Raw genomic sequence first — 22258 nt, forward strand, 5'->3', positions numbered from 1 at the left:
GATTGCATTTCAAAAAACGCCTGTGCGCCATGTGCGCCAGATACCGGCTCCCGTGCAAAGCCCTCCTTGTGGGAGAAGGTGGATCGGCGCGATAGCGCCGAGACGGATGAGGGGTGCTCCAGCGGAGTGAGGCGCTGGTCTTTTCCGCCGCCATGCCCTTCGCTGCACAGGCGCTTTCGCCAAGCTGGAGCACCCCTCATCCGTCCGAGCCTCGCTCGGCGACCTTCTCCAACAAGGGGAGAAGGGAAGGGTGCGCCACCTTGAACCCCGCCCGCTTCCATGCTTGCCTGACATCACCAATCTGGAGTGGCGAGCATGCCAAAGCTTCAAACCAGCGCGCCCGACCCGATGGTCGAGCGCCTGCGCGCCGCGCTCGGCCGGCGCGCTTTCACCGAGCGGAAGATGTTCGGCGGCACCTGTTTCATGATCAACGGCAACATGCTGATCGGCACCTCGAAGCGCGGGCTCTTGGTGCGCGTCGGCAAAGCCGCGCATGCGGCCGCGGCCGCCCATCCTTATGCGAGCCCGATGGAGATGGGCGGGCGCTCGATGGAAGGCTATATCCGTGTCGCGCCGGAAGGCACTGCGAGCGATGCCGATCTCGCCGGCTGGCTCGATCGCGCATTGGCTTTCGTCGAGACGATGTCGCCGAAAATGGAGGCAGCCAAGGTCGCAAAGAAGCGCGCCTAAGCCGCTGGTTCACGGCTTTCTGGACCGCGATGTGTCAGTATGGCTTCGCTGGCGTTGACGAACGCGCGGCCAGGGAGGACGCAATGACATCGCTGACAGGACGTTGCATGTGCGGCGCGGTCACCTGGACCTATTCCGGGGAGGTCACACGCAACCTTGTCTGTCACTGCGCCGATTGCCAGCGCGCCACGTCCTCTCCCATCACGGCCTTCCTGGGACTAAGGCGGGAACAGGTGAGCTGGACCGGCGACATCAGGCACTATGAAAGCAGCCCGAAGACGTTTCGCGGGTTCTGCCCGTTCTGTGGCACGAGGCTCTATTTCCGTTCCGATAGATGGCCTCACGAGATCCACGTTCACGCCGCCACCATGACCGACCCCGACGACTATCGGCCCGACGCGCAGGTCTTCATGCCTTCGCGGGTGAAATGGCTGGACCGGCTGCCGTCCATTCCTACCCATGAGGGCTTCCAGCACCAGCCGTCAGGTCATTCGCTCGCCGAAACGCGTTAGAGCAATTCCAGGGAAGGTGTGAACGGTCAGGCTCGGCGACTTCGCCGTAGCCTTCCGTCCGGAATTGCGTAAAAACAAAGAGTTAGAGCGGTTGCCGTTTCCGTGAAACGGTAAAAGGCTCTAAAGCCTGAGCTGCGCAGTCCAACAAAAAAAGCCGGGCGCGAGGCCCGGCTTTTCCGTGTCTTGGCTCTGAAGACTTAGAACTTCATACCGACGCCGAAGGTGACGCGGTTGTCCGAGGACTTGACCTTGCCTTCGCTGCCGAAGCTGTGGCTGCCGAAATCGGTGTAGCGGTATTCGACACGGCCGAACACGTTGTCCGTGATCTTGATGTCGGTACCGGCGCCGGCGGTCCAGCCGACAACGGCCTTGCTGTCGCTGAAGCCGGTGTCCTCGATCTTCTGGTTCTTGGCGGCGACACCGCCCGTGCCATAAAGCAGGATTTCCGGGGTCACAGCATAACCGAGACGGGCGCGCAGCGAACCTTCGAGACCCGACTTGGCGTCGATGCCGTTGCTGGAGCCCTTGGTGCCGTTGTAGCCGAGGTCGGCTTCAGCACCGTAGACGAAGTTTTCCTGCTGCCAGTTGTAGCCGCCGAAAACGCCGCCGATGAAGCCCTTGGTCTTCACGTTGACGCCCTGGTCCTTGGCATTGGCGTGACCGCCGAAGCCGTAGCCGAGGCTGATACCGGCATAGGGGCCGGCCCAGGCTGCGACGGGAAGTTCGGCAACCGGGGCGGGCGCCGGCGGCTCTTCGGAAACGACGTCGGCCGCAAACGCAGTGCCGGCGAAGGCGAACAGCCCGAGCGCGGCGGCAAGCGGCGCGAATTTGAGATTGGTCTTCATTATTATACTCCTTAAGCCACAAGACACTTAGGCTTGTTTGTCCTTGAACGCCCCGGCCCGTCCGGGGGGATAAACGGGCCTGGCGCTCTACGGTTCCGAATGTCGTGCTGAAATGCGGCTGAAGCGAACCTGAACTTGGGTCATTCCCTGGCGCGAATGAGGCCGAAAATTGACGTTGCATCTTCGCAACAGCGAAATGTCAGCAGGCTAATTATGTTGCGCTGCACACCGCTTGGTTCAAGGGATGTCGCGACCTATATTGCGCTGACGTCGCGCCCGAATCCGGGTCCGAAATTCCGCGTCCGGCCCGCTTCGCCACATTCCTGCCCCAGGTGGAAATGGCATTTAACGCTTGGTCGGTCATATTGTGCCGGCTTCGCGGAATCGTGAAGCCGATTGAGGATTGACAACATGACCAAAGCCGCCGCCGTTGCGCTGGTGACGGGTGGAGCCAAAAGGATCGGCAAGGCAATCGTCGAGGACCTTGCCGCGCACGGCTTTGCCGTTGCCATCCACGCCAATCGTTCCGGCGCCGAGGCGGAGGCTCTGGCGAACAAAGTCAGGGGCGAGGGCGGCCGCGCCGTTGTGATCGCCGCCGATCTTACCGACATGGATGCCGTGAGCGACCTCGTCGGCCAGTCGGAGGCAGCCCTCGGGCCGGTCACGCTGCTCGTCAACAACGCCTCTTTGTTCGTTGACGACAGTGTCGAGGATTTCGACTGGCAGGCCTGGGATCGCCATTTCGCCATTCATGTGAAGACCCCGGCGCTGCTCGCGCAGAATTTCGCCCGTGCTTTGCCTGAGCGCGCGCAGGGCCTGATCGTCAACGTCGTCGACCAGCGCGTCTGGCGGCCGACGCCGCGCTACTTTTCCTATGCGCTGTCGAAGTCGGCGCTGTGGACGCAAACGCAGATGCTGGCCCAGGCGCTCGGTCCCCGCATCCGCGTCAACGCCATCGGTCCGGGCCCGACCTTGAAGAATGCGCGCCAGGACGATCACGATTTCGATAGCCAGGTCGAGGGCCTGATCCTGAAGCGCGGCCCGCAATTGTCGGAATTCGGCGCCACCATCCGCTATCTCTGGCAGGCGCGTTCGGTCACCGGCCAGATGATCGCGCTCGATGGCGGCCAGCATCTTGCATGGCAGACGCCCGATGTGACAGGCATGGTGGAATGAGTCCCACAACCCGAAAACACAGAAGCGGCGGCCCCGCCGACGACATGCCGCCCGATCTCGACCCCGATATCGACATCGAGGACGAGGCGGCCGAGGAGATCGTCGAGCCGGAAGCCGTGCTCGCCGGTCCCGATGTCGCCTTCACGGCTATCGACTGGACGCCGCATGCCGGCGATGCCGACGGCATGCTCGGCGCCGAGGTGATCCAGACGCTGGTCAAGCGGCTGCCCAACGCGCCCGGCGTCTACCGCATGATGAACGCCGCCGGCGACGTGCTGTATGTCGGCAAGGCGCGCAGCCTGAAGAAGCGCGTCACCAATTACGCGCAGGGGCGCTTCCACACTGCCCGCATCGGCCGCATGGTGCGTGAGACCTCGACGATGGAGTTCGTCGTCACCCGCACCGAGATCGAGGCGCTGCTGCTCGAGGCCAACCTCATCAAGCGGCTGCGGCCCCGCTTCAACGTCTTGATGCGGGACGACAAATCGTTTCCCTACATCCTGTTGACCGGCGACCATGTTTCGCCCGGCATCTACAAGCATCGCGGCGCGCGCTCGCGCAAGGGCGATTATTTCGGGCCGTTTGCCTCGGCCGGCGCGGTCGGCCGCACCATCAATTCGCTGCAGCGCGCCTTCCTGCTGCGCAGCTGCACCAATTCTTTCTACGAGAACCGCAGCCGGCCCTGCCTGCTCTACCAGATCAAGCGCTGCGCCGGTCCGTGCACCGGCGAGATCTCGCATGAGGGCTATGCCGAACTGGTTTCCGAGGCAAAGGACTTCCTTTCCGGCCGCAGCCAGAAGGTCAAGACCGAGATCTCGGCCGCCATGCAGCAGGCGTCGCAAGAGCTAGACTTCGAGCGCGCCGCCATCTATCGCGACCGCCTTGCCGCGCTCTCGCATGTGCAGAGCCATCAGGGTATCAACCCGCAGACGGTGGAGGAGGCCGACGTCTTCGCCATCCACCAGGAAGGCGGCCAGGTCTGCATCCAGGTGTTCTTCTTCCGCACCGGCCAGAATTGGGGCAATCGCGCCTATTTCCCCAAGGCCGATCCGGCGCTGGAAGCATCGGAAGTGCTGGGCTCGTTCCTGGCGCAGTTTTATGACGACAAGGTGCCGGCGCGCACGCTGCTCTTGTCCCAGACCGCGCAGGAGCAGGACCTGCTCGCCGAGGCGCTTTCCACCCATGCCGGCCGCAAGGTAACGATCTCCGTGCCGCAACGCGGCGAGAAGAAGGACCTGACCGACAATGCGCTGCAGAACGCGCGCGAAGCCCTCGGCCGCCGGCTGGCCGAAACCTCGACGCAGGCGCGGCTGCTCACCGGTTTTGCCGAGACCTTCGGCTTGGAAAAGCCGCCGACGCGCATCGAAGTCTATGACAATTCGCACATCATGGGCACCAACGCGGTCGGCGCCATGGTCGTCGCCGGTCCGGAAGGGTTCGTGAAGAACCAGTACCGCAAGTTCAACATCCGCTCGACCGACATCACGCCCGGCGACGATTTCGGCATGATGCGCGAGGTGATGCAGCGGCGTTTTTCGCGACTGATCAAGGAACATGGCGACGAGCAGAAGCCCTCGGGGCCGGAAGGTCCGGAGTCTCAGGATGCCGGCGACGAAGACCTGGTCACCGGCACGGGCAACTTCCCGGCCTGGCCGGACGTCATCCTGATCGACGGCGGCCAGGGCCAGATGACGGCGGTGCGCCAGATCCTTGCCGATCTCGGTATCGAGGACCGGGTCGTCGCCATCGGCATCGCCAAGGGCCCGGACCGCGACGCCGGCCGCGAGCGCTTTTTCGTCAGGGGCAGGGACTCCTTCATGCTGCCGGTGCGCGACCCGGTGCTTTATTTCGTCCAGCGCCTACGCGACGAGGTTCACCGTTTCGCCATCGGCTCGCACCGGGCGCGGCGCAAGAAGGAGATGGTCAAAAGCCCGCTCGACGAGATCGCCGGCATCGGCCCTGGCCGCAAGCGGGCGCTGCTGCTTGCCTTCGGCACCGCCAAGGCGGTCAGCCGCGCCGCGGTCGAGGATCTTGTCAAGGTCGACGGCATTTCCGAGCACGTGGCAAAGCTGGTCTACAATCATTTTCACGAGAGCTAAGGGCCAGCTTTCAGGCACGGAAGTTTGACGGCCTGGCCCAAGAGGTGGCGAGGCCGCCGCCGCTACAAATGCTATTTTTGCCTGGTCAATCGAATCTCGCCTGTTGACCCCCTACATTGGCTTCTGATTTGAGTACGACAGACGCAGGAGTTTCCCGAGACCACATGGCCCAGCGCGCGTTCAACCTGCCGAACATCCTCACCTACGCCCGCATCGTCGCGGTGCCGCTGGTCGTGCTGTGCTTTTTCCTCGAAGGCCATCTGAAGTCGTCCGACTTCGCCCGCTGGTCGGCGCTGGTCATTTTCCTGCTCGCCTCGATCACCGATTACTTCGACGGCTATTTTGCGCGCGCCTGGCAGCAGACCTCCAACATCGGCAAGATGCTGGATCCGATCGCCGACAAATTGCTGGTCGCCACCTGCCTGCTGCTTTTGGCCGCCGACACCGACCGCCATGCCGGCATCGCCGGCTGGTCGCTGTGGGCGGCGATCATCATCCTGTGCCGCGAGATCCTGGTTTCGGGCCTGCGCGAATATCTGGCGGCGCTGAAGGTCTCGGTGCCGGTCACCCAGCTCGCCAAGTGGAAGACCACCATCCAGATGGTCGCCATCGCCTTCCTGCTTGCCGGTCCCGCCGGCGACAAGATCTTTCCGCTGACCACGCAGACCGGCCTGGTGCTGCTGTGGGTTGCGGCGCTGGTCACGCTTTACACCGGTTACGACTATTTCCGCGCCGGCCTGAAGCACATCATGGACGAGTGAGATGTCGACGAAGCTCATCTACTTCGCCTGGGTGCGCGAGCGCATCGGCATACCGGAAGAGGACGTCGAGCTGCCGGCCGGCATCGAAACGGTGGCCGACCTCTTGCGCTGGCTGAAGGCGCGCGGCGAGGAATATGAGCACGCGCTGCAATATCCTGAGGTCATCCGCGTCGCCATCAACCAGGAACATGTCGGCCACCGCGAGAAAATCGCGGGCGCGCGCGAGATCGCGCTGTTTCCGCCGATGACCGGGGGCTGAGATGGCCGGCGCGGTCGTGCCCGCCATCCGCATCCAGCGCGAGGATTTCGACGTCGCCGCCGAGATTGCGGCGCTGACCGAAGGTCGCGCCGACATCGGCGCCGTCGTCACTTTCTCCGGCCTGTGCCGCGACGAGCAAGGCACGCTGTCGGCGCTCGAGCTTGAGCATTACCCCGGCATGGCCGAGGCCGAGATCGGCCGCATAGCGGCGGAAGCGACCGGGCGCTGGCCATTGCAGGGGCTGACCGTCATTCACCGCCACGGCAAGATAGCGCCGGGCGAAAACATCGTTCTGGTGGTGGCGGCGTCCGCCCACCGGCAGGCGGCCTTCGAGGCGGCGAATTTCCTGATGGACTACCTGAAGTCGCGCGCGCCCTTCTGGAAGAAGGAGCATCTTGTGGATGGCTCCGAGGGCGGCTGGGTCGAGGCCAAGGAAGCCGACGACAAGGCGGCCGGCCGCTGGACGAAATCCAGCGAATAACATCCCCACGCCATCGAACGACCGCAATCCGACCCAAGCCTGCTCATCGGTTTGATTTGCCTGGCGGAGCAATCCCGTGCTGGACAGGATCGCGGAATTCTTCATCTTCGGGCTGGTGCCGTTGGTGGTTGGCGTGCTTGCCGTGCCGGAGATCACCAATGCCGGCGAAAAGACCATTGCCGGCGAGGTGACCTATCGCGAGCGCATCGCGCTGCCGCCCGATGCCGTGCTGATGGTGGAACTCGCCGACATCTCGCTGGCCGACAGGCCGCCGGCCGTGATCGCCAAACGTAGAATAGCGCCCGCCGGACAGGTGCCGATCAGATTCGAGATCGGCTTCGACCCAAAGGCGATTGAGCAGGGCCGGATCTATACGCTGCAGGCGCGCATCTTCGTCGGGGAGCGGTTGCTGTTCATACCCGACAGACGCCATCTGATCGATCCGCTCGACGCCAAGCCGGTGACGGTCGTGGTGATACGAGCCGATTGACCGCCCCGAGGTCACCGTTTAGCGTCCTCAAAAATGGGGATGGGGTTCCCCCGAAACCGCCCTTGGGGGCTGATGACTCCTGCCAGGCGTGCTTGCGCGCGGCAGGATTTGTTTTCCCGCTCGCATCGTGCCTGACTGGAGCAATTCCAGGAAAAGTGCACTGCGGTTTTCCGTCCGGAATTGCGAAAATAGATAGGTAACGTGATTCCCGCATGGGAAGCATTTGGAAAGGCATGTGAAGCGATGACGCTTGCGGCTTGCGCCCTGGTCCTGATCGGCGGCTTCTTCGGCGGCATTTCCCGCTTCTTCCTGTCCGGCCTTGTCGGCCGCAGCGTCGGCGAGACTTTTCCCTGGGGCACGCTCTTGGTCAACGTCTCCGGCGCCGTCGCCATCGGCGCCTTTGCCGGCGCCGCGCGGGTTCATGGCGGCATTTTCGCCAGTGACCTCTTCCGCGATCTGATCGTCGTCGGCCTGTTCGGCGGCTACACCACGGTCTCCTCCTTCTGCCTGCAGACGCTGAACCTCGCGCTCGATGGCCAGGGGCGTCTCGCAACCTTCAACATCATCGCCTCGACGGTCCTGTGCGTGCTTGCCGTCGCCTTCGGCTTCTGGGCCATTCAGTGGGTGGTTGGTTAGAGTCATGGCTGGGAACGACAAACAGATGGCGCTGCGCCTCTATATGGCCGTCGGCTGCGGTGCGGCGATCGGCTCGCTGGCGCGTTTCCTGTCCGGTTATGTCATCGTCTCGCTCCTCGGCCTCAGCACGCTGTGCTCGACCGGATTCGTCAATGTCGTCGGATCATGGATCATCATGGCCTTCGCCACGCTGACCCGGCCGGACGGCCGCCTCATGATCGGCCCCGCAGGCCGCGCCTTCGTCATGGCCGGCTTCTGCGGCGGGCTCACCACTTTTTCGGCGATGAGCCTCGACACCTTCATCTTGCTGTTCGAGGGCGACTTCTCGCTGGCCGTGACCTATCTCATCAGTGTGGTCGGCTTGTCACTTGCTTCCGCCTGGCTGGGCTATCTCATGGCGTCCAGGCTCAACCGTCTGCCGGTCAACAGCTGACCAGGGAGGAGAAAATGGAACTTCCCGCGCAATGCGTGCTGCTCAGGATATTCTTCGGCGAGGACGACAGATCGGCCGACGGCAGGCCGCTGCACGAAGCGATCGTCATCAAGGCACGCGAAACCGGCATGGCCGGAGCCACGGTGCTGAGGGGCCCGCTCGGCTTCGGTCGTTCCAGCGTGCTGCACACGGCCAAGATCCTGCGCCTGTCGCAGGATTTGCCGATCGTCGTCGAGATTGTCGACGCGCCGGAAAAGATCGACGCGCTGATCCCTCGGATCAAGGCGCTGACCAGAAGCTGTCTGATCACCCGGGAAAAGGTCGAGGTCATCCGCTACGGGGAAGGTGGGTAGGGCAGTAGGGCAGTAGAGCAGTAGAGCAGTAGGGCAGTAGGGCAGTAGGGCAGTACGAATGTGTCGGCGCCGATCCGAGCTCTATTTCCCCTACCGCCCTAGCTCAAACACCGCGCCATAGTGATAGGGCGGCACATCGACAAGCGCCGTCAGCCGCAGGCCGCCTGCTTCGGCGTCCGCGATAGTCTGCTCCGGCGAGAGCCTGAGCTCGGTTTTCGGCCCGCGCGGTTCACCCAGCACCTTCGTCGTCTCGCGCTGACGCTGGTGCCAGTTGACGATGACGAAGCGTCCTGCCGGGGAAAGGACTGCGGCGACCGTGCGCGCCAGTCGCGGTCGGTCGGGCACGCCATGGAAGGCATTGGCCATGAAGATGAAGTCGGCGGGCCGCGATACCAGGCCGGCAAGCCCATAGGCATCGCCGGTGACGAATTCGCAGTTGGTGATGCCGTAGCCGCCAAGCCGGCGTCGGGCGAGGTCGAGCTGCCCGGCATCGATATCGATGGCGGTGACATGCTCGGCAAGCCGCGCCATAGGCAGCGTGAACCAGCCATCGCCACAACAGAGGTCGACCGCGTCCACGCCTGGCCTGAAATCTGTTGCCACGAGCACGCTGGCGGGATCGGGCCACAGCGCCTCCCACCAGCTTGCGGATGGCATCTCCGTGCCCTGGAAGAAACCGGGAATGGTGCTGGTCATGGTCGAAGGCATCTCCCATCGGCAGAAAGCGGACAGGTTCAATTTAATCCATGCCGCCAGAAAACAGGCGGCGGAAACGACATTTCATAAGAATAAGGGCCTGGAACGGGCCAGGGTTTGATCCCGTTGGCTACCGCATGCGCCGCAGGCGCATGCTGATCGTGTCCTCATCGAAGATGCCAGCGGAAAAGAGCTTCATGGCCCCGACTGCAAGGGCCGAGGCCTCCGCACTGCCGACGCCTATGCCGCGTTCTTCGCAAACCTGGTCATAGATACGCTTCAGCAGGACGAGATCGTCCGGATATGCTGCGCCGTTGTCTGAAGCATGAGCATTGAGCATTCTCTCCTCCCTGCTCTGGGGCGGAAGCGCGATCGTTAGCTGCGATCGGTGACGCCCAGTTCGATTTTGCCGTTTCCGAAACCTAGGGTGTCGACTTGGCGAGACCATACTCGTCAAGCAAAAAAACGGCCCGGTCGAGCCGGGCCGTTTTGATCTGTCCGAGAGGCTTGCTGCTCAGCCGACGATCTCGGTGTCCGAGAACCAGTACTTGATCTCCTGCGCGGCGGTTTCCGGCGCGTCCGAACCGTGCACCGAATTCTCGCCGATCGACAGCGCATGCACCTTGCGGATGGTGCCTTCGGCGGCTTTGGCCGGGTTGGTGGCGCCCATCACTTCGCGATTCCGGGCAATGGCGTTCTCGCCTTCCAGAACCTGGACGATCGTCGGAGCCGACGACATGAATTCAACCAGTTCGCCGAAGAACGGGCGGTCCTTGTGGACGGCGTAAAAACCTTCCGCCTCGCGGCGGCTCATCCATACGCGGCGCGAAGCGATGACGCGCAGGCCGGCGTCTTCCAGCATCTTGGTGATGGCGCCGGTGAGGTTGCGCCGGGTAGCGTCCGGCTTGATCATCGAAAAAGTGCGTTCGAGCGCCATGTGTCGTCCTTGTTGTGGAATTGGAGTGGCGGGCTCTATACAAGCCGCCCGACGCCTTGCCAAGGGGAGGGCGGCATCTGGCCGTGAGACGTTGTTTGCGGGATAATCAGACGGCTGCGTTGGCGCCGGCCTGTGAATGCCGGCGCCCGTGGCGGCGGAGTTCGAGGCGATGCGCTGGCCTTATCTCAGACGTGGCGACATTGCCGGCATTCTTTTGATGGCCGCGGTTTTTGCCGTGCTTGGCTACGTGCTGCTGTTTCATCCGCTGCGCGATCAGAATTTCGGCTTTGGTCGCGAATGGCAATGCACGTCCGTGGGACAGGGCGACCCGATCTGCGTCAGGCTGGTCGACAAGAACGCGCCGAAGGAGCGCCGGAACTAGGCTCTAAAGCTCGACCTCGATGGTCAGCGTCGGCACGTCGCCCGCCTTGAGAGTTTCGCGCCGGCGCACCGAGGCTTTGATCGGCAGGAACAGGCTGCCGGACGCTTTGTCCGGGAAGAGCGACGTTTGCCATCTGGTCTGGCCGATGCTTGCCGTGATGCCGAGCGAGCCCCAGGGACGCGCCAAGCCTGCCATCGCCGCTTTGATCCGCGTCGCGAACTCGACCGGCAGCGTCACGAAATGCCAGCCGCCCTTGCCGGGGTAGACCCAAATCTCGGCCTGCATCTCATAACGAAACATTGCAAATTCTCCGACCTGTCCTTTAGGCCGTCGCTGCTTGAACCTCCCTGCCGATCCCGCCATGTAGGTCGAGGCAGCGCTCGAACCATTGCGCGACGCGGTCGCTGTCGTCGAGCAGCTTGTAGGGCGAAGCGACGCGGCCCCATTGCAGCGCGCCGAAGACGATGTAATCGGCAAACAACGGCGCCTCGCCGCCGAGGAAAGGCTGGAGGCCGAGCGTCGCACGCAGCGGCTCCAGCGAGGCGCGAAAGGCGGAAAGCCCGGCGTCGCGGTCCGCGATAACCTCTTCGAGGGGCTTGCCGTAACGCTGCTCGCGGCTTTCGCGGAAATAGACGGCGTTGACCTCGTCCTGCATCGCATGCAGATCGGTCAGCGCAACCGTCGCGACATAGGGGTGGATGGTGAGTTGCGACCAGCGCTCGATGAAGCGCGCCATCGCCTTGCCGCCTTCGCCGGAAAACAGCGTCGGCCGTTCCGGATAGGCTTCGTCGAGATAGAGCGCGATGGCGAAGGAATCGGCCACCACGCGCTCGCCGTCGCGGATCACCGGCACCGTCTTCGATACGCCGCCCTCGACCTTGGGCACCTCCAGGAAGCGGGTCGGCACCTTGGTGGCGGCGAGCCCTTTATGGGCGAGCGCCATCTTGGTCTTCCAGCAATGCGGGCTGAAAGGACGGGCGACGTCATGGCCGACGAGGTCATAAAGCACAATGGTCATTGGCGGGTCCGTTGCAGCGGGTTACGAAGGGCCGGGATTCGGTTGCGAGCGGTGGAAGAATGAAACAGCATTTCATGATGTTTGCGACCTACAATCAATGGGCCAACGGGCGCCTTTATGATGCCGTTGCCGATCTTGGCGAAGAAGAGCTCGGCCGCGACGTCGGCGCGTTCTTCGGCTCGATGCTGGGCACGCTCAACCAGCTGCTTGCCGTCGACCGCGTCTGGATGAAGCGTTTCACCGGCGAAGGCGACGCGCCTTCGAACACGTCGGCCATCCTCTACCGCGCTTTGCCGGCCCTGAAACTGGCGCGTGAGGCCGAGGACAAGCGGATCCTCGACTGGATGAACGGCATGAGCGACAAGGCTCTCGCCGGCCGCTTTTCCTATACGACGCTAACCGACATGCGCACCGTCTCGCAGCGGTTGTCGCCGGCCCTCGGCCATTTCTTCAACCATCAGACCCATCATCGCGGCCAGGCGCATATGGTTCTCACAATGCTCGGCCGTCCCTCGGTGCCGCTTGACCTGATGCTGTTCCAGCGCTCCGAGGAAGGGCGTGCTTACGCCTGACGCGCGCGTCTCAAGAAATTTCCACGGTTTGAACAGTTGTGACGATGGCGCGATCGCGCGGCTCCAGTCATGCGGCAATGATGCCTCGGAGGTCGCGCAACCGCAAGCAACTCACGGTCGAATTTCTGTTTATGAATTCGATAGAAAATTAAATATTAAAGCAAAATCGTCTATTTTTTTAAAACGACGATAGAATAAATACAAACTATGGCTGTCTTCATCAAAAAAATAAAGAAACTGATGTGAAACTCGGCGCGTGTCTCCTCGTGCGCTGTCATCTGAAACGGTGGTTGGCCTCCGATGATGCGGTGCAGCAAATAGTGTGTCCACAGAGGAGAGTGTCATGTCTAGTATTTCTCAAAAAATCGCTAGAACATTAGTAAGTGGCGCAATTATCGCTATTTTTGCCGTTCCGGCGAATGCTGGCGGCGGAATTGGCGTCGGTGTTGGCGCATCTATCGGCGGCAGCGGCGGTGTTAATGCCGGCGTCGGCGCATCTATCGGTGGCTCAGGCGGCGTCAACGCCGGTTTGGGCGCCTCGGTCGGCGGCTCGAGCGGCGTCAATGCCGGCGCCGGCGCTTCGATCGGCGGATCGAATGGCGTTACCGCTGGCGCGGGTGCTTCGGTCGGCGGGTCCGGCGGCATCAACGCCGGTCTTGGCGCCAACGTCGGCGACGGCGTCAGCGCGGGTCTCGGCGCCAATGTGGGCAATGGCGTTGGGCTCGGTGTCGGCGTCGGCATCGGCACGGGTATCCCAGGAACACCAGGCACCCCCGGAACGCCCGGCACCCCGGGCACACCCGGAACGCCAGGATCCAAGCCGCCGGCTTCCGTGGCTCAGCTGACGGGCAGCAACCTCACGCGCATGAAGAAGCGCTGCGTTGACGTGCTTGCGAGCGAAGGCACTTATGATGCCCAGCTCAGGCAGCTTTGCCTGATGATCGCGCGCCGCTAATGCATGTCGCCCAAAAGTGCGCAGCGGTTTTGGGGCAACGACATGCATCGAGCAAAAGACCAGGCATGATCCGCCGAGGTTCGGCAGCGATCATGTGTCAGGTCTGAGTGCCATGCCGTTCCCGGTGCCGCATCGGACGGCGCCCGGCAACGCTTAGCCGGGAGTGTCGGACCAGCCGTGAGGCTCTGCGGCACTCTCCTATCGCGTCGCCGACCAACCCCGCGGCCGGCGGCGCGCTGACGAGAACCTCCGGCCAGTCGGAAAGCCCGCCACATTCGTGGTGGGCTTTCTGGCGTCGTTGGCTTTCCGGTTGTGCCGGCCCGTCCGGCTGCTGGGCGGAATTAACCAAGTTAGCGGGTCGTCGCGTATATTAGCAGTTCGTTTGCCTTCCCACGGCAAGATGGCATGACGCAACGGGAGCCCAAAGGGGAGCAGCGGCATGCGCATCGATTTGTCCCCGACGAGTTGGGGCAGGGTCGTGGTGGTGACCACCGCCGGCACCGCCTTTTTCATTGCCACGGCCTTCTTCGTCGATTCCTTCAATTTCCCCTCGCTGTCGCCGCAGGCGCTGCGTTGGGCGCAGCTCACGGATCTCTTCCTGCCAATGATCCTCGGCGGCTCCTTCCTGTCCTTCCTGATGTGGAAGCTGCGCCAGCTGGCGATCGCCCAGAAGGAGCTCAGCGTCATTGCCGCGACCGACAGCCTGACGACGGTTTTCAACCGAGGCGCCTTCTCGATGCTGGTCGAGGCCTATCTCGACCAGGCGCACCGCCATGCGGTCGCCGACACCGGCGCGCTGCTGATCGTCGATGCCGACCACTTCAAGTCGATCAACGACCGCCTCGGTCACGATTGCGGCGACCAGGCGCTCAAGTTGATCGCCACCACGATCAAGGGCCAATTGCATGGCGCCGACATCGTCGGTCGCATTGGCGGCGAGGAATTCGCGGTCTTCCTTCCCGGCGCCGACGCCGCACGCTCGTTCCTGGTCGCCGAATCCATCAGGCGCCGCATCCGTGAGGCCGAGTTCGCTCCCGACGGCCGGCGCTGGCCGCTCTCGGTCAGCATCGGCGGCATCGCCTTCAGTGGGCCTACCACCTATGCCAGCATGTTCCAGATTGCCGACCGGCACCTTTACAAGGCCAAGTCCAACGGTCGCGACCAGGTGAGCTTCGAAAGCTTCGGCCCGCGCAGCGTGCACCCGGGCGACGTCTTGCGTGTGGTCCACTAGGGACTGTTGATGCTGAGATGATGCCGCCCGCGTGTGACTCGGCGTTTTCGGCTCTTTACGGACCAATTGCCCTGTAATGGTCAGCGATGGCCACGGTTGAGCAACGGCCTGTGCTGGCGGATCAGCTGGCGCTCGACATCGAGATAGGGCCTGATCAGGCCCGCCGCCGTCAGCGTCGGCTCCGGCCGATGCACCACGGCCGTCAGCATGCCATGCTCGGTGAGCAGGCCAAGCCATTTCAGCGCCTCCCATTTCGGTGTCGCGCCGCCGCGCCCGGTGAGGCTGCGGTTGATATAGCCCGGATAGGAAAGCAGGCGCTTGCCGGCCGACGCGCCGCAGGTGCCGATCCTCACCGGCTGGCCGTCGGTGGTGATCCACGCATAGACGGCTTCGCCGAGCTCGCAAATTTTCGGATCGGTTACCGTCACCCGGATCGACGATTTATCCCGGCTGAGCCGCATTTCCGCCGCCGGCTTGAATTGCTCGCGATCGAGAAACATCCGCTCCCCCAAAAGCAATTCCAGGAAAAGTGTGATCGGTTTTCCGTCCGGAATTGCGTAAAAACAAAGAGTTAGAGCGCTTCGCCGTTTCCGTGAAACGGTGAAACGCTCTAATGCATGTCGCCCAGAAGTGTGCAGCCGTTCTGGGACAACGACACGCATCAAAACAAAGACTTAAAGCGTGCCCGCAACTGGCATGGGCAACGCGAACGGTCCGTGCGGTGTTTCACGCAGCGATCGAAAAAGTTTCACGGAAACCCGCAGCCGGCGCACCGCGCGAATGCAAGCGACATCATCAACCGTCCGTTCATCCCTTCACGGCTAGTGTCGGCGGCTAGTCTTGGCCGATATTCGCGAGCGACCGTGTTCGATCTCATCGACTTCAAGGCGGTGCTGGTCATCGCCCTCATCTTCATCCCGCTGGAGCAGTTGCTGCCGCTGCATCGCGAGCAGGCGATGACACGCCGCCACTGGCTGAACGATGTCTTCTACCTCTTCTTCAACGGCATCCTCGTCAAATTCGGCATGCTGGCGGTGGTCGGCGCGGTGATGCTTTTGATCGGGCGTTTCATTCCCGAGGCGCTTACGACGGCGGTTCAATCGCAACCTCTCTGGCTGCAGGCGATCGAGGCGCTGGTGATTGCCGATATCGGCTTCTATGTGGCGCATCGCATCTTCCACGCGGTGCCGTTTCTATGGCGTTTCCACGCCGTCCATCATTCGATCGAGGAGATGGACTGGCTTGCCGCCCACCGCGTCCACCCGGTGGACCAGATCCTGACCAAGTCGGCCTCATACGTGCCGCTGTTTGCGCTGGGTTTCTCCAGCGAAGCGATCCTGATCTACATATTGATCTACCATTGGCAGTCGGTGTTCATCCACTCCAACACCCGCATCAAATTCGGGCCGCTGAAATGGCTCGTGGCCTCGCCGCAATTCCACCATTGGCACCACGCCAACGAACGCCAGGCCTATGACAAGAATTTCGCCGGACAGCTGCCGTTCCTCGACCTGATCGGCGGCACATTGCTGATGCCTGATCAGATGCCGGAAAAATACGGCGTCGACGAGCCGGTGCCGCAACTCTACCACCAGCAGCTCATCTATCCGTTTGTCGCCGATGCCGGGTCGGCCGCGCCGATCGCCGAGGCAGCGCCGGCCGCCGCCAAGGCCGAATAGCAAAAAGCCCGCCGAACGTCGGCGGGCTCTGCTGCGCATCCGGTAAGGTGCACGTTCAGGCGGCAAAACCGCCATAGCCGCGTGCCACCGGCTTCACCGAAATGATCTGCTGCTCGGCGGGCCACAGCACACCCGCCGTCACCGCGAAGGTGATCAGCGCATCGCGCGCCGCTTCGGCCGAGATTTCACCCGCACGCGCGGCCTCGCAGGCCTTTACGGCGGCGCCATAGCTGAGGCGCCGGCGCGACGGCGGGAATTCGGTCAGCAATTCGTGCATGTCGGACAGCGAGGCAATCATGCGCTTGTGGCCGGCGCCGACGCTGACGGCGACCGGGGTGAAGAACATCCTGTCGTACATTCGGACCTCGTCGATTGGCTGCGCGGGATGGCGGGGCTGTCATCCTGCGGTCTGGTGGGACGCGCTGACAACGCATCGTGCGCAGAGAGGTTCCGCGCATGTCGACTTTTCTCAGGCGCCGGCCCGCCTGGCCATTGCACAACAAAGGATCGGGCCCCTGCCTGTGCCGGCAACAGCCCGATCCGAAACGCCTGGCCAGTTCGCAAACCTACCAGTCATTGCTCCTGCAGATCTTGACCTCGCGGATCACCGGGTGCCCGTGATGCCAGCGCTTCACGATCTTCACACGGCATTTGCGGTCGTGCCAGCGGTCGCGATCTCGCCAACGGTCGCGGTCTCGCCAATGGTCGCGGTCGCGATGATGGTGGCGCCAGTAGCGGTCATCATGGCGCATATTGTCGTTATCCGTGGTGATCACCAGGCTTGCCGCCTTCGACGGCACGGACATTGCCGGAAGCGCCGAAACGGAAATTGCAGCCGCAACAACCGCGAGCATAAGGGTCTTCATAATCCCACTCCTCTATTAGAACCATTTAACGAAATCGTGATGGCGACGTGAAAACCTTTTGGCGCCGTGGAAGGTTCCATGGTGTTTGTTGGAAATGACGGACGGCTCTTTGCTGATAAGGCAAAAAGCCCGAACAAATACAGGGCTTTGGATGCTTCAGCGTGGTCGTCATTACTGATTGGCGACCTATTTCCACATGCCGCGCATGCGCGCGCCGAGATCGACCTTGACCCCTGGCTTCTGGCGCGGGTCGTCCTTGAGCGCCGCACTTGCCCAGGACGACTGCTCGAAAGCCGACAGCATCGATGCCGGGATGAAGCGGGTGCGCGAGGCATAGACATGGCGGTCGCCGCGCGCCGCCTGGTTGTGCGGATAAAAGCGCTGCGGCACCACCAGATGCAGGCTGTCCTTGGCCCGCGTCATCGCCACATAGAGCAGCCGGCGTTCTTCCTCGATGTCCTCCTTGGTGCCGACGCCGAGATCGGCCGGGATGCAGCCATCGACGGTGTTGAGAACAAAAACGTTCTTCCACTCCTGGCCCTTGGCCGAATGGATGGTCGACAGGATGAGATAGTCCTCGTCGCGATGCGGTGGCCCGGCCTGGTCGCTGGTGGCGTCCGGCGGATCGAGCGTCAGCTCGGTCAGGAACCGCTCGCGTGACGGATAGCCGGACGCGATCTGCTCGAGCTGCAGCAGGTCGGCGCGCCGCGTGATCGCGTCCTCATGGATGCGCTCCATATGCGGTTCGTACCACAGCCTGATCCGCTCCAGGTCGGCCGGCCATTTGGGGCCGGTGCGCAGCCCGCTGTAGATATCGAGGAACACCGGCCAGTCCCCGGCCGCGCGCTGCGGAGGCCGGAAGCGGGCCAGGCCCAGCGTCTCGTCCAGCGACGTCGCCATCGCCTCGACGATCTGCGAGGCGGCCGAAGGTCCGATGCCGGGCATGAGCTGCAGCACGCGGAAACCGGCGACACGGTCGCGCGGGTTTTCGGCGAAGCGCAGCATCGCCAGCATGTCCTTGACATGGGCGGCGTCGAGGAATTTCAGGCCGCCGAATTTGACGAACGGGATGTTGCGGCGCGTCAGCTCCACTTCCAGCGGCCCGCTGTGGCTAGAGGTGCGGAACAGCACAGCCTGCGCCTTCAGCGCCGTGCCGGCCTCGCGCTCGGCAAGGATCGCCTGGCAGACGTAGTTGGCCTGCTCGCCCTCGTCGCGCACGCTGACCAGTTGCGGCTTGTGCGACGACCGGCGCTCGGTCCACAGATTCTTGGTGAAGCGCTCGCTGGCCTCGCCGATCACCTTGTTGGCGGCGGAAAGAATCGTCTCGGTCGAGCGGTAATTGCGCTCCAGCATGACGATCTCGGCGCCTTGCGCGAACTGCTTTGGGAAATCGAGGATGTTGCGTACTTCCGCGGCGCGGAAGGAATAGATCGACTGCGCGTCGTCGCCGACCACGGTAAGGCCTGAGCCATCCGGCTTCAGCGCCAGCAGGATCGAGGCTTGCAGCCGGTTGGTGTCCTGGTATTCGTCGACCAGCACATGATCGAAGCGCGAGGAAAGATGCGCCGCGATCTCGGGCTCCGCCGACATTTGTGCCCAGTAGAGCAGGAGGTCGTCGTAATCGAGAACGTTCTGCGCCTGCTTGGCCTCGACGTAAGCCGCAAACAGCTCCTTCAGCTGGTCCGCCCAGGCTGCGCACCAGGGGAAGGCCGATCCCAGCACTTCGCCCAGCGGCGCCTGCGCGTTGACCGCGCGCGAATAGATCTGCAGGCAGGTGCCCTTTGTCGGGAAGCGGCTTTCGGTCTTGGAAAAACCCAGCTCATGCCGGGCAAGGTTCATCAGATCGGCGGAATCCTCCCGGTCATGGATGGTGAAGGCCGCCTCAAGGCCGATCTGCTCGGCATAGTCGCGCAACAGCCTGGCGCCGATGCCGTGGAAGGTGCCGGTCCAGGCCAGCGCATCGGCGATGATGGCGGCATCGCGGCCCAGCACCTCGCCGGCGATGCGCTCGACGCGCTTGGCCATCTCGGACGCCGCGCGGCGCGAGAAGGTCATCAACAGGATGCGGCGCGGATCGGCGCCCTTGACGATCAGATGCGCCACGCGATGCGCCAGAGTGTTGGTCTTGCCGGAGCCGGCGCCGGCGATCACCAGCAGCGGCGCCGCCACCTTGCCGTCGCCATGCACCACCGCCAGCCGCTGCTCGTCGTTCAGCCGGGCAAGATAGGCGGGTGTTTCAAAGGACGAATCACGGGCAGCAAGGTTCATCGCCCATCAAGCATCGTTTCCGCTTTGTTCGCAACGGGGATACAGCCGATCTGCCTTACCTCGGCGCTTGGCGAAAGCTGGCGAGACAGCTGATCTCCCCCCTCGTGGGGGAGATGCCCGGCAGGGCAGAGAGGGGCGCTGTCCCGCCGACACATCAAGCTTGGGTTCCTCGCCCGCCAAAGGTAGGGAGGGCGCTACCTGTCCCCCACGAGCGGGGAAGATCAGCTAACGTCTACCGCTTCGGTGCGACACCCATCCTCGCCGACTGTCGCCGCAGCGTTCGCCTCTCATCGCCCGGCATCTCCAGCGGGGCGACAGTGCTGGGCACTTCCTCGATGATCCGCATCGTGACGCGATAGGCGGTGTAGGCGAACAGGCCGGTCAGCAGCAGTCGGAACATGATCATCTCCTCAAGTGGTTGGATCGTTGGCAGGTCAACCGGAACCCGCGCGATTGGTTCCCACCAACAAGGCAACCAAACCGTCACCCTCTCGTTTGCTCTCAATTCGAGGGAGCGAACGAAGGAGGTCGTCATGACGAAACTTCCTGTGCTGCTGGCTGTCGCGGCAGGGCTTGCGCTCGCCGCCTGCGACAACAGCACGCCGCCGACCAAGGCGGCGGGCGGCGAAGTCAACCAGAACCCGCAGGTCGACAAGAACCCGGTGCCCCAATCAAGCACCGGCGGTGATCAGCAGGGCACGCCGCCGAAGCAGTGATTCTGGAATGTTGACGGAGGAAGCAGCGTCGCACAGAAGAAGGCCGGCGCTGCTTGGGAGGAAGCTGGATAGCGCCGGCCAAGCGGGAAATCAGGCCCGCCGCGCAATCCAAGATAGCTGAGTCTCGCCCTTGCGTCATGGTGCGACCGCACCAGCCGGCTACAGATCGAGACGGCCTGAAACGGCGGAAGAAAATCCCAAAATCTGCTGGTGGTGTTTGCGCGAGGAAGGCTGGCGTCTCACGCCAGCGCCGATCGCCTCACCGGCACATTGGCGATCTCGAGGTCGAGCTGGCGTTGCGTCAGCGCCGCCTCGGCCATGATCCACTGCTTGAACAGCTCCACCTTGCGCGTGCCGAGCGTCTTGAGCGGGCTGACGAAATACCAGCCGGCGGTGTTGGGATGGTGCACGGCGAAGGGCGCCACCAGGCGCTCGGCGCGGATGTCGCTTGCCATATAGGCGCGGTTGGCGACGGCAAAGCCCATGCCGGCATTGGCCGCCTCGTAGGACATCATGCAGCTATCGAAATAGGCGCTTCTGGTTTCGCCGAGCACGAAGCTTGCGCCGGCAAAGCCCAGCCACGACTGCCAGTTCTGCGTGCAGGTGTCGGAGTGAAGCAGCGTGAAGTAGCGCAGATCCTCCGGCGTCACCTTCGACAACGGCTTGTCGCCCAGCACCTCGTGGAACAGCTTGCGGCTGCACACCGGCGTCAGATCCTCCTTGAACAGCAGGTCCGAGAGCAGGCCGGGAAAATTGCCGTCGCCGTAGCGGATCTCGAGATCGTATTCCGAGGTCGAGAATTCATGCGTGGCATAGGAGGTCGACACCCGCATCTCGATATCGGGAAACTGCCGCTGGAAGCTCAAGAGCCTCGGAAACAGCCAGCGCGCCGCGAAAGTCGGTAAGACGCAGAGTCTCAGCACATGCGCCTGCGACTGGCCGGTGGCCTCCATGCTGGCCGCCACGATCCGCTCCAGCGCCTCGCGAACGCGCGCGACATAGGTCTCGCCCTCCGGCGTCAGCGACACCGCATTGCCGCCGCGCTCGAAGATCTTGAAGCGCAGCTGGTCCTCCAGGCTTTTCACCCGCTGGCTGACGGCCGAGGCGGTGATGAACTGCTCCTCGCCGGCGCGCGTGAAATTCTTATGCCTCGCGGCGCTTTCCACGATTTTCAGCGAGTTGAGGTTGACCTGACTGAGCAGACGCACGGGCTTTGGACCTTAAGCTGCGCTTACGCTAGCACCAGCATTCCTAAATTTACAGGGGTAGGCGATTAATTGACTGTTTACCAAGTGTTGCCCCCACCTTGGAGAAAATAAAAATGAACGCCCATACAATTCCCGAACTGCGTTGCGCAATGAGCCGAGAAGCCATCATTGGCCATGAGACGTCGTGGAAAGTGTCGACCTTCGGGGTCGCTCAGTATCGTCACGGCTATGATCCAGACCTGCTTGCCGCGATCGAGCAAGCTGCTCTGAAGCTGAAGGCCAGCCATGCCGTGCACAAGCATCTCGACCTCACTTTCATTACCGGCGCCGACCGGTATATTCCGGAGATCAAGGAGCTTTTGCACGACAAGCTGCGCCTGGAAAGGCTTTCCGACATGATGGGCACCAAGCTCGAACCCTATCCGCTGTCGATCGTCGGCTCGACCGTCACCTTCATGAACCCCAGGGACGGTGCCGTTGAGTGGCATTGCGATGGCGTTCCGGTGACGGAACTCATCCCGCTTTCGATCAGCGATCCCCTTATCGGCGGTCATCTTGAAATCTATTGCGACGATTCTGAGACCGGCCGGTCAATCCTGGAATCCGGCCGCGACATTCCCCGCAACAAGATCATGCGCATCGACCACAAGATGAACTATGCCACGCTCGGCCAGTTCCTCGGCGTGCTTCACCGCACCGCACCGATCCAGCTCGGCGAGCGCGTCACCCTGGTGCTCAACCAGCGCTCGGCGACCAAGCCCTATGTCGACGACAACCGCATGTTCTATCTCGCCGCCGACAACGACCACGACCGCGCCTGGGTCGACGAGCTTGCCGAGGACGTGTGGACCAACCAACTGCCCGCCTACCGCCGCCACGCCGAGGAGCATCCGGTGCCGCAGCCGGGCGCCGAGCCGGTCTCGGGCGGCGCGAGGGACACATGGTAGGAAGCCGTGTTACCGTTGCGGGACAGTCGCAAATGGCGTCGCTGAACC

30 protein-coding genes and 1 riboswitch are annotated in these 22258 nt (G+C 63.0%); of the genes, 18 read left to right on the plus strand and 12 right to left on the minus strand.

Annotation, left to right across the window (positions count from 1 at the left end; genetic code table 11):
• The first annotated feature begins 315 nt into the window (after positions 1-315).
• Both AB6802_RS07105 and AB6802_RS07110 read left to right on the plus strand, forming a co-directional pair.
• Entirely contained in the window at positions 316-690 is a 375-nt protein-coding gene (locus AB6802_RS07105; RefSeq protein WP_371009338.1) for a TfoX/Sxy family protein, read from the plus strand.
• An 83-nt stretch (positions 691-773) separates the two neighbouring features.
• A complete protein-coding gene (locus AB6802_RS07110; protein WP_371009339.1) occupies positions 774-1202 on the plus strand; it encodes a GFA family protein in 429 nt (142 codons plus the stop codon).
• A 197-nt stretch (positions 1203-1399) separates the two neighbouring features.
• Here the strand turns inward: AB6802_RS07110 and AB6802_RS07115 are convergent, their stop codons facing one another.
• Positions 1400-2047, minus strand: a complete 648-nt coding sequence (locus AB6802_RS07115; RefSeq protein ID WP_371009340.1) for an outer membrane protein — start codon at positions 2045-2047, stop codon at positions 1400-1402.
• 411 nt (positions 2048-2458) lie between these two features.
• Between AB6802_RS07115 and AB6802_RS07120 the strand changes: the two genes are divergently transcribed.
• The 9 genes from AB6802_RS07120 (at position 2459) to AB6802_RS07160 (ending at position 8735) form a co-directional block, all read left to right on the plus strand.
• On the plus strand, positions 2459-3223 hold the full coding sequence (locus AB6802_RS07120; protein ID WP_371009341.1) for an SDR family oxidoreductase: 765 nt from the start codon (positions 2459-2461) through the stop codon (positions 3221-3223).
• A 185-nt stretch (positions 3224-3408) separates the two neighbouring features.
• The gene (gene uvrC, locus AB6802_RS07125) at positions 3409-5322 is read left to right on the plus strand and encodes an excinuclease ABC subunit UvrC (RefSeq protein ID WP_371009952.1); all 1914 of its coding nucleotides are present in this window, start codon (positions 3409-3411) and stop codon (positions 5320-5322) included.
• 164 nt (positions 5323-5486) lie between these two features.
• The gene (gene pgsA, locus AB6802_RS07130; protein WP_371009342.1) at positions 5487-6083 is read left to right on the plus strand and encodes a CDP-diacylglycerol--glycerol-3-phosphate 3-phosphatidyltransferase; all 597 of its coding nucleotides are present in this window, start codon (positions 5487-5489) and stop codon (positions 6081-6083) included.
• A 1-nt stretch (position 6084) separates the two neighbouring features.
• Positions 6085-6342, plus strand: coding sequence for a molybdopterin converting factor subunit 1 (gene moaD / locus AB6802_RS07135; RefSeq protein WP_371009343.1), 258 nt, complete (start codon positions 6085-6087; stop codon positions 6340-6342).
• 1 nt (position 6343) lies between these two features.
• Entirely contained in the window at positions 6344-6823 is a 480-nt protein-coding gene (locus tag AB6802_RS07140) for a molybdenum cofactor biosynthesis protein MoaE (RefSeq protein ID WP_371009344.1), read from the plus strand.
• A 76-nt stretch (positions 6824-6899) separates the two neighbouring features.
• Positions 6900-7313, plus strand: a complete 414-nt coding sequence (locus AB6802_RS07145) for a YbaY family lipoprotein (protein WP_371009345.1) — start codon at positions 6900-6902, stop codon at positions 7311-7313.
• Between the two features lie 26 nt (positions 7314-7339).
• Positions 7340-7402, plus strand: a riboswitch (Fluoride riboswitch).
• 154 nt (positions 7403-7556) lie between these two features.
• Complete coding sequence (crcB, locus tag AB6802_RS07150; RefSeq protein ID WP_371009346.1) at positions 7557-7949, plus strand: fluoride efflux transporter CrcB; 393 nt, start codon at positions 7557-7559, stop codon at positions 7947-7949.
• 4 nt (positions 7950-7953) lie between these two features.
• Positions 7954-8382, plus strand: a complete 429-nt coding sequence (crcB, locus tag AB6802_RS07155; protein WP_371009347.1) for a fluoride efflux transporter CrcB — start codon at positions 7954-7956, stop codon at positions 8380-8382.
• A gap of 14 nt (positions 8383-8396) precedes the next feature.
• Positions 8397-8735 carry a DUF190 domain-containing protein gene (locus AB6802_RS07160; RefSeq protein ID WP_371009348.1) on the plus strand — a complete coding sequence of 113 codons (339 nt, stop codon included), beginning with the start codon at positions 8397-8399 and terminating at the stop codon, positions 8733-8735.
• A 90-nt stretch (positions 8736-8825) separates the two neighbouring features.
• On the opposite strand, the gene AB6802_RS07165 is transcribed toward AB6802_RS07160, so the two are convergent.
• From AB6802_RS07165 to ndk, 3 genes are all read right to left on the minus strand, one after another.
• A complete protein-coding gene (locus tag AB6802_RS07165; RefSeq protein WP_371009349.1) occupies positions 8826-9431 on the minus strand; it encodes a class I SAM-dependent methyltransferase in 606 nt (201 codons plus the stop codon).
• A gap of 130 nt (positions 9432-9561) precedes the next feature.
• Positions 9562-9771, minus strand: coding sequence for a hypothetical protein (locus AB6802_RS07170; RefSeq protein ID WP_371009350.1), 210 nt, complete (start codon positions 9769-9771; stop codon positions 9562-9564).
• Positions 9772-9945: 174 nt separating this feature from the next.
• On the minus strand, positions 9946-10368 hold the full coding sequence (ndk, locus tag AB6802_RS07175; protein WP_371009351.1) for a nucleoside-diphosphate kinase: 423 nt from the start codon (positions 10366-10368) through the stop codon (positions 9946-9948).
• Between the two features lie 136 nt (positions 10369-10504).
• On the opposite strand from ndk, the gene AB6802_RS07180 reads away from it, so the two are divergent.
• On the plus strand, positions 10505-10750 hold the full coding sequence (locus tag AB6802_RS07180) for a hypothetical protein (RefSeq protein WP_371009352.1): 246 nt from the start codon (positions 10505-10507) through the stop codon (positions 10748-10750).
• A gap of 3 nt (positions 10751-10753) precedes the next feature.
• Here the strand turns inward: AB6802_RS07180 and AB6802_RS07185 are convergent, their stop codons facing one another.
• Both AB6802_RS07185 and AB6802_RS07190 read right to left on the minus strand, forming a co-directional pair.
• Complete coding sequence (locus tag AB6802_RS07185; protein ID WP_371009353.1) at positions 10754-11050, minus strand: DUF1905 domain-containing protein; 297 nt, start codon at positions 11048-11050, stop codon at positions 10754-10756.
• A gap of 22 nt (positions 11051-11072) precedes the next feature.
• A complete protein-coding gene (locus AB6802_RS07190; RefSeq protein ID WP_371009354.1) occupies positions 11073-11768 on the minus strand; it encodes a glutathione S-transferase family protein in 696 nt (231 codons plus the stop codon).
• 59 nt (positions 11769-11827) lie between these two features.
• On the opposite strand from AB6802_RS07190, the gene AB6802_RS07195 reads away from it, so the two are divergent.
• From AB6802_RS07195 to AB6802_RS07205, 3 genes are all read left to right on the plus strand, one after another.
• On the plus strand, positions 11828-12340 hold the full coding sequence (locus AB6802_RS07195) for a DinB family protein (protein ID WP_371009355.1): 513 nt from the start codon (positions 11828-11830) through the stop codon (positions 12338-12340).
• 343 nt (positions 12341-12683) lie between these two features.
• A complete protein-coding gene (locus AB6802_RS07200) occupies positions 12684-13295 on the plus strand; it encodes a hypothetical protein (protein ID WP_371009356.1) in 612 nt (203 codons plus the stop codon).
• A 439-nt stretch (positions 13296-13734) separates the two neighbouring features.
• The gene (locus AB6802_RS07205) at positions 13735-14526 is read left to right on the plus strand and encodes a GGDEF domain-containing protein (protein WP_371009357.1); all 792 of its coding nucleotides are present in this window, start codon (positions 13735-13737) and stop codon (positions 14524-14526) included.
• An 80-nt stretch (positions 14527-14606) separates the two neighbouring features.
• Here AB6802_RS07205 and AB6802_RS07210 read toward each other — a convergent pair whose 3' ends face one another.
• Positions 14607-15026, minus strand: coding sequence for a hypothetical protein (locus tag AB6802_RS07210; RefSeq protein WP_371009358.1), 420 nt, complete (start codon positions 15024-15026; stop codon positions 14607-14609).
• A gap of 363 nt (positions 15027-15389) precedes the next feature.
• On the opposite strand from AB6802_RS07210, the gene AB6802_RS07215 reads away from it, so the two are divergent.
• Entirely contained in the window at positions 15390-16205 is an 816-nt protein-coding gene (locus AB6802_RS07215) for a sterol desaturase family protein (protein WP_371009359.1), read from the plus strand.
• A gap of 55 nt (positions 16206-16260) precedes the next feature.
• Here AB6802_RS07215 and AB6802_RS07220 read toward each other — a convergent pair whose 3' ends face one another.
• The 4 genes from AB6802_RS07220 to AB6802_RS07235 all read right to left on the minus strand — a co-directional run bounded on the left by AB6802_RS07220 (position 16261) and on the right by AB6802_RS07235 (position 19739).
• Entirely contained in the window at positions 16261-16563 is a 303-nt protein-coding gene (locus AB6802_RS07220) for a DUF982 domain-containing protein (protein ID WP_371009360.1), read from the minus strand.
• A gap of 208 nt (positions 16564-16771) precedes the next feature.
• Positions 16772-17071 carry a hypothetical protein gene (locus AB6802_RS07225; protein ID WP_371009361.1) on the minus strand — a complete coding sequence of 100 codons (300 nt, stop codon included), beginning with the start codon at positions 17069-17071 and terminating at the stop codon, positions 16772-16774.
• A 186-nt stretch (positions 17072-17257) separates the two neighbouring features.
• Positions 17258-19339 carry an ATP-dependent helicase gene (locus AB6802_RS07230; RefSeq protein WP_371009362.1) on the minus strand — a complete coding sequence of 694 codons (2082 nt, stop codon included), beginning with the start codon at positions 19337-19339 and terminating at the stop codon, positions 17258-17260.
• A 232-nt stretch (positions 19340-19571) separates the two neighbouring features.
• Positions 19572-19739: a hypothetical protein gene (locus AB6802_RS07235; RefSeq protein ID WP_371009363.1), complete on the minus strand. Its 168-nt coding sequence runs from the start codon at positions 19737-19739 to the stop codon at positions 19572-19574.
• Positions 19740-19872: 133 nt separating this feature from the next.
• On the opposite strand from AB6802_RS07235, the gene AB6802_RS07240 reads away from it, so the two are divergent.
• Positions 19873-20055: a hypothetical protein gene (locus tag AB6802_RS07240; RefSeq protein WP_371009364.1), complete on the plus strand. Its 183-nt coding sequence runs from the start codon at positions 19873-19875 to the stop codon at positions 20053-20055.
• Positions 20056-20294: 239 nt separating this feature from the next.
• On the opposite strand, the gene AB6802_RS07245 is transcribed toward AB6802_RS07240, so the two are convergent.
• Entirely contained in the window at positions 20295-21263 is a 969-nt protein-coding gene (locus tag AB6802_RS07245; protein ID WP_371009365.1) for a LysR substrate-binding domain-containing protein, read from the minus strand.
• 113 nt (positions 21264-21376) lie between these two features.
• On the opposite strand from AB6802_RS07245, the gene AB6802_RS07250 reads away from it, so the two are divergent.
• Positions 21377-22210 (plus strand): hypothetical protein, encoded by an 834-nt coding sequence (locus AB6802_RS07250; RefSeq protein WP_371009367.1) that lies wholly within the window; start codon positions 21377-21379, stop codon positions 22208-22210.
• Positions 22211-22258 lie beyond the last annotated feature (48 nt).

Origin of the sequence: Mesorhizobium sp. RCC_202 (assembly GCF_041355295.1) — a bacterium.
Classification (GTDB): domain Bacteria; phylum Pseudomonadota; class Alphaproteobacteria; order Rhizobiales; family Rhizobiaceae; genus Mesorhizobium.

Excerpts from the sequence above, each read along its gene's own strand:
- AB6802_RS07105 (WP_371009338.1), top strand. The coding sequence starts at position 316 with ATGCCAAAGCTTCAAACCAGCGCGCCCGACCCGATGGTCGAGCGCCTG.
- AB6802_RS07110 (WP_371009339.1), top strand. The coding sequence starts at position 774 with ATGACATCGCTGACAGGACGTTGCATGTGCGGCGCGGTCACCTGGACC.
- AB6802_RS07115 (WP_371009340.1), bottom strand. The coding sequence starts at position 2,047 with ATGAAGACCAATCTCAAATTCGCGCCGCTTGCCGCCGCGCTCGGGCTG.
- AB6802_RS07120 (WP_371009341.1), top strand. The coding sequence starts at position 2,459 with ATGACCAAAGCCGCCGCCGTTGCGCTGGTGACGGGTGGAGCCAAAAGG.
- uvrC (WP_371009952.1), top strand. The coding sequence starts at position 3,409 with ATGCTCGGCGCCGAGGTGATCCAGACGCTGGTCAAGCGGCTGCCCAAC.
- pgsA (WP_371009342.1), top strand. The coding sequence starts at position 5,487 with ATGGCCCAGCGCGCGTTCAACCTGCCGAACATCCTCACCTACGCCCGC.
- moaD (WP_371009343.1), top strand. The coding sequence starts at position 6,085 with ATGTCGACGAAGCTCATCTACTTCGCCTGGGTGCGCGAGCGCATCGGC.
- AB6802_RS07140 (WP_371009344.1), top strand. The coding sequence starts at position 6,344 with ATGGCCGGCGCGGTCGTGCCCGCCATCCGCATCCAGCGCGAGGATTTC.
- crcB (WP_371009346.1), top strand. The coding sequence starts at position 7,557 with ATGACGCTTGCGGCTTGCGCCCTGGTCCTGATCGGCGGCTTCTTCGGC.
- crcB (WP_371009347.1), top strand. The coding sequence starts at position 7,954 with ATGGCTGGGAACGACAAACAGATGGCGCTGCGCCTCTATATGGCCGTC.
- AB6802_RS07160 (WP_371009348.1), top strand. The coding sequence starts at position 8,397 with ATGGAACTTCCCGCGCAATGCGTGCTGCTCAGGATATTCTTCGGCGAG.
- AB6802_RS07165 (WP_371009349.1), bottom strand. The coding sequence starts at position 9,431 with ATGACCAGCACCATTCCCGGTTTCTTCCAGGGCACGGAGATGCCATCC.
- AB6802_RS07170 (WP_371009350.1), bottom strand. The coding sequence starts at position 9,771 with ATGCTCAATGCTCATGCTTCAGACAACGGCGCAGCATATCCGGACGAT.
- ndk (WP_371009351.1), bottom strand. The coding sequence starts at position 10,368 with ATGGCGCTCGAACGCACTTTTTCGATGATCAAGCCGGACGCTACCCGG.
- AB6802_RS07180 (WP_371009352.1), top strand. The coding sequence starts at position 10,505 with ATGCCGGCGCCCGTGGCGGCGGAGTTCGAGGCGATGCGCTGGCCTTAT.
- AB6802_RS07185 (WP_371009353.1), bottom strand. The coding sequence starts at position 11,050 with ATGTTTCGTTATGAGATGCAGGCCGAGATTTGGGTCTACCCCGGCAAG.
- AB6802_RS07190 (WP_371009354.1), bottom strand. The coding sequence starts at position 11,768 with ATGACCATTGTGCTTTATGACCTCGTCGGCCATGACGTCGCCCGTCCT.
- AB6802_RS07195 (WP_371009355.1), top strand. The coding sequence starts at position 11,828 with ATGAAACAGCATTTCATGATGTTTGCGACCTACAATCAATGGGCCAAC.
- AB6802_RS07200 (WP_371009356.1), top strand. The coding sequence starts at position 12,684 with ATGTCTAGTATTTCTCAAAAAATCGCTAGAACATTAGTAAGTGGCGCA.
- AB6802_RS07205 (WP_371009357.1), top strand. The coding sequence starts at position 13,735 with ATGCGCATCGATTTGTCCCCGACGAGTTGGGGCAGGGTCGTGGTGGTG.
- AB6802_RS07210 (WP_371009358.1), bottom strand. The coding sequence starts at position 15,026 with ATGTTTCTCGATCGCGAGCAATTCAAGCCGGCGGCGGAAATGCGGCTC.
- AB6802_RS07220 (WP_371009360.1), bottom strand. The coding sequence starts at position 16,563 with ATGTACGACAGGATGTTCTTCACCCCGGTCGCCGTCAGCGTCGGCGCC.
- AB6802_RS07225 (WP_371009361.1), bottom strand. The coding sequence starts at position 17,071 with ATGAAGACCCTTATGCTCGCGGTTGTTGCGGCTGCAATTTCCGTTTCG.
- AB6802_RS07230 (WP_371009362.1), bottom strand. The coding sequence starts at position 19,339 with ATGAACCTTGCTGCCCGTGATTCGTCCTTTGAAACACCCGCCTATCTT.
- AB6802_RS07235 (WP_371009363.1), bottom strand. The coding sequence starts at position 19,739 with ATGTTCCGACTGCTGCTGACCGGCCTGTTCGCCTACACCGCCTATCGC.
- AB6802_RS07240 (WP_371009364.1), top strand. The coding sequence starts at position 19,873 with ATGACGAAACTTCCTGTGCTGCTGGCTGTCGCGGCAGGGCTTGCGCTC.
- AB6802_RS07250 (WP_371009367.1), top strand. The coding sequence starts at position 21,377 with ATGAACGCCCATACAATTCCCGAACTGCGTTGCGCAATGAGCCGAGAA.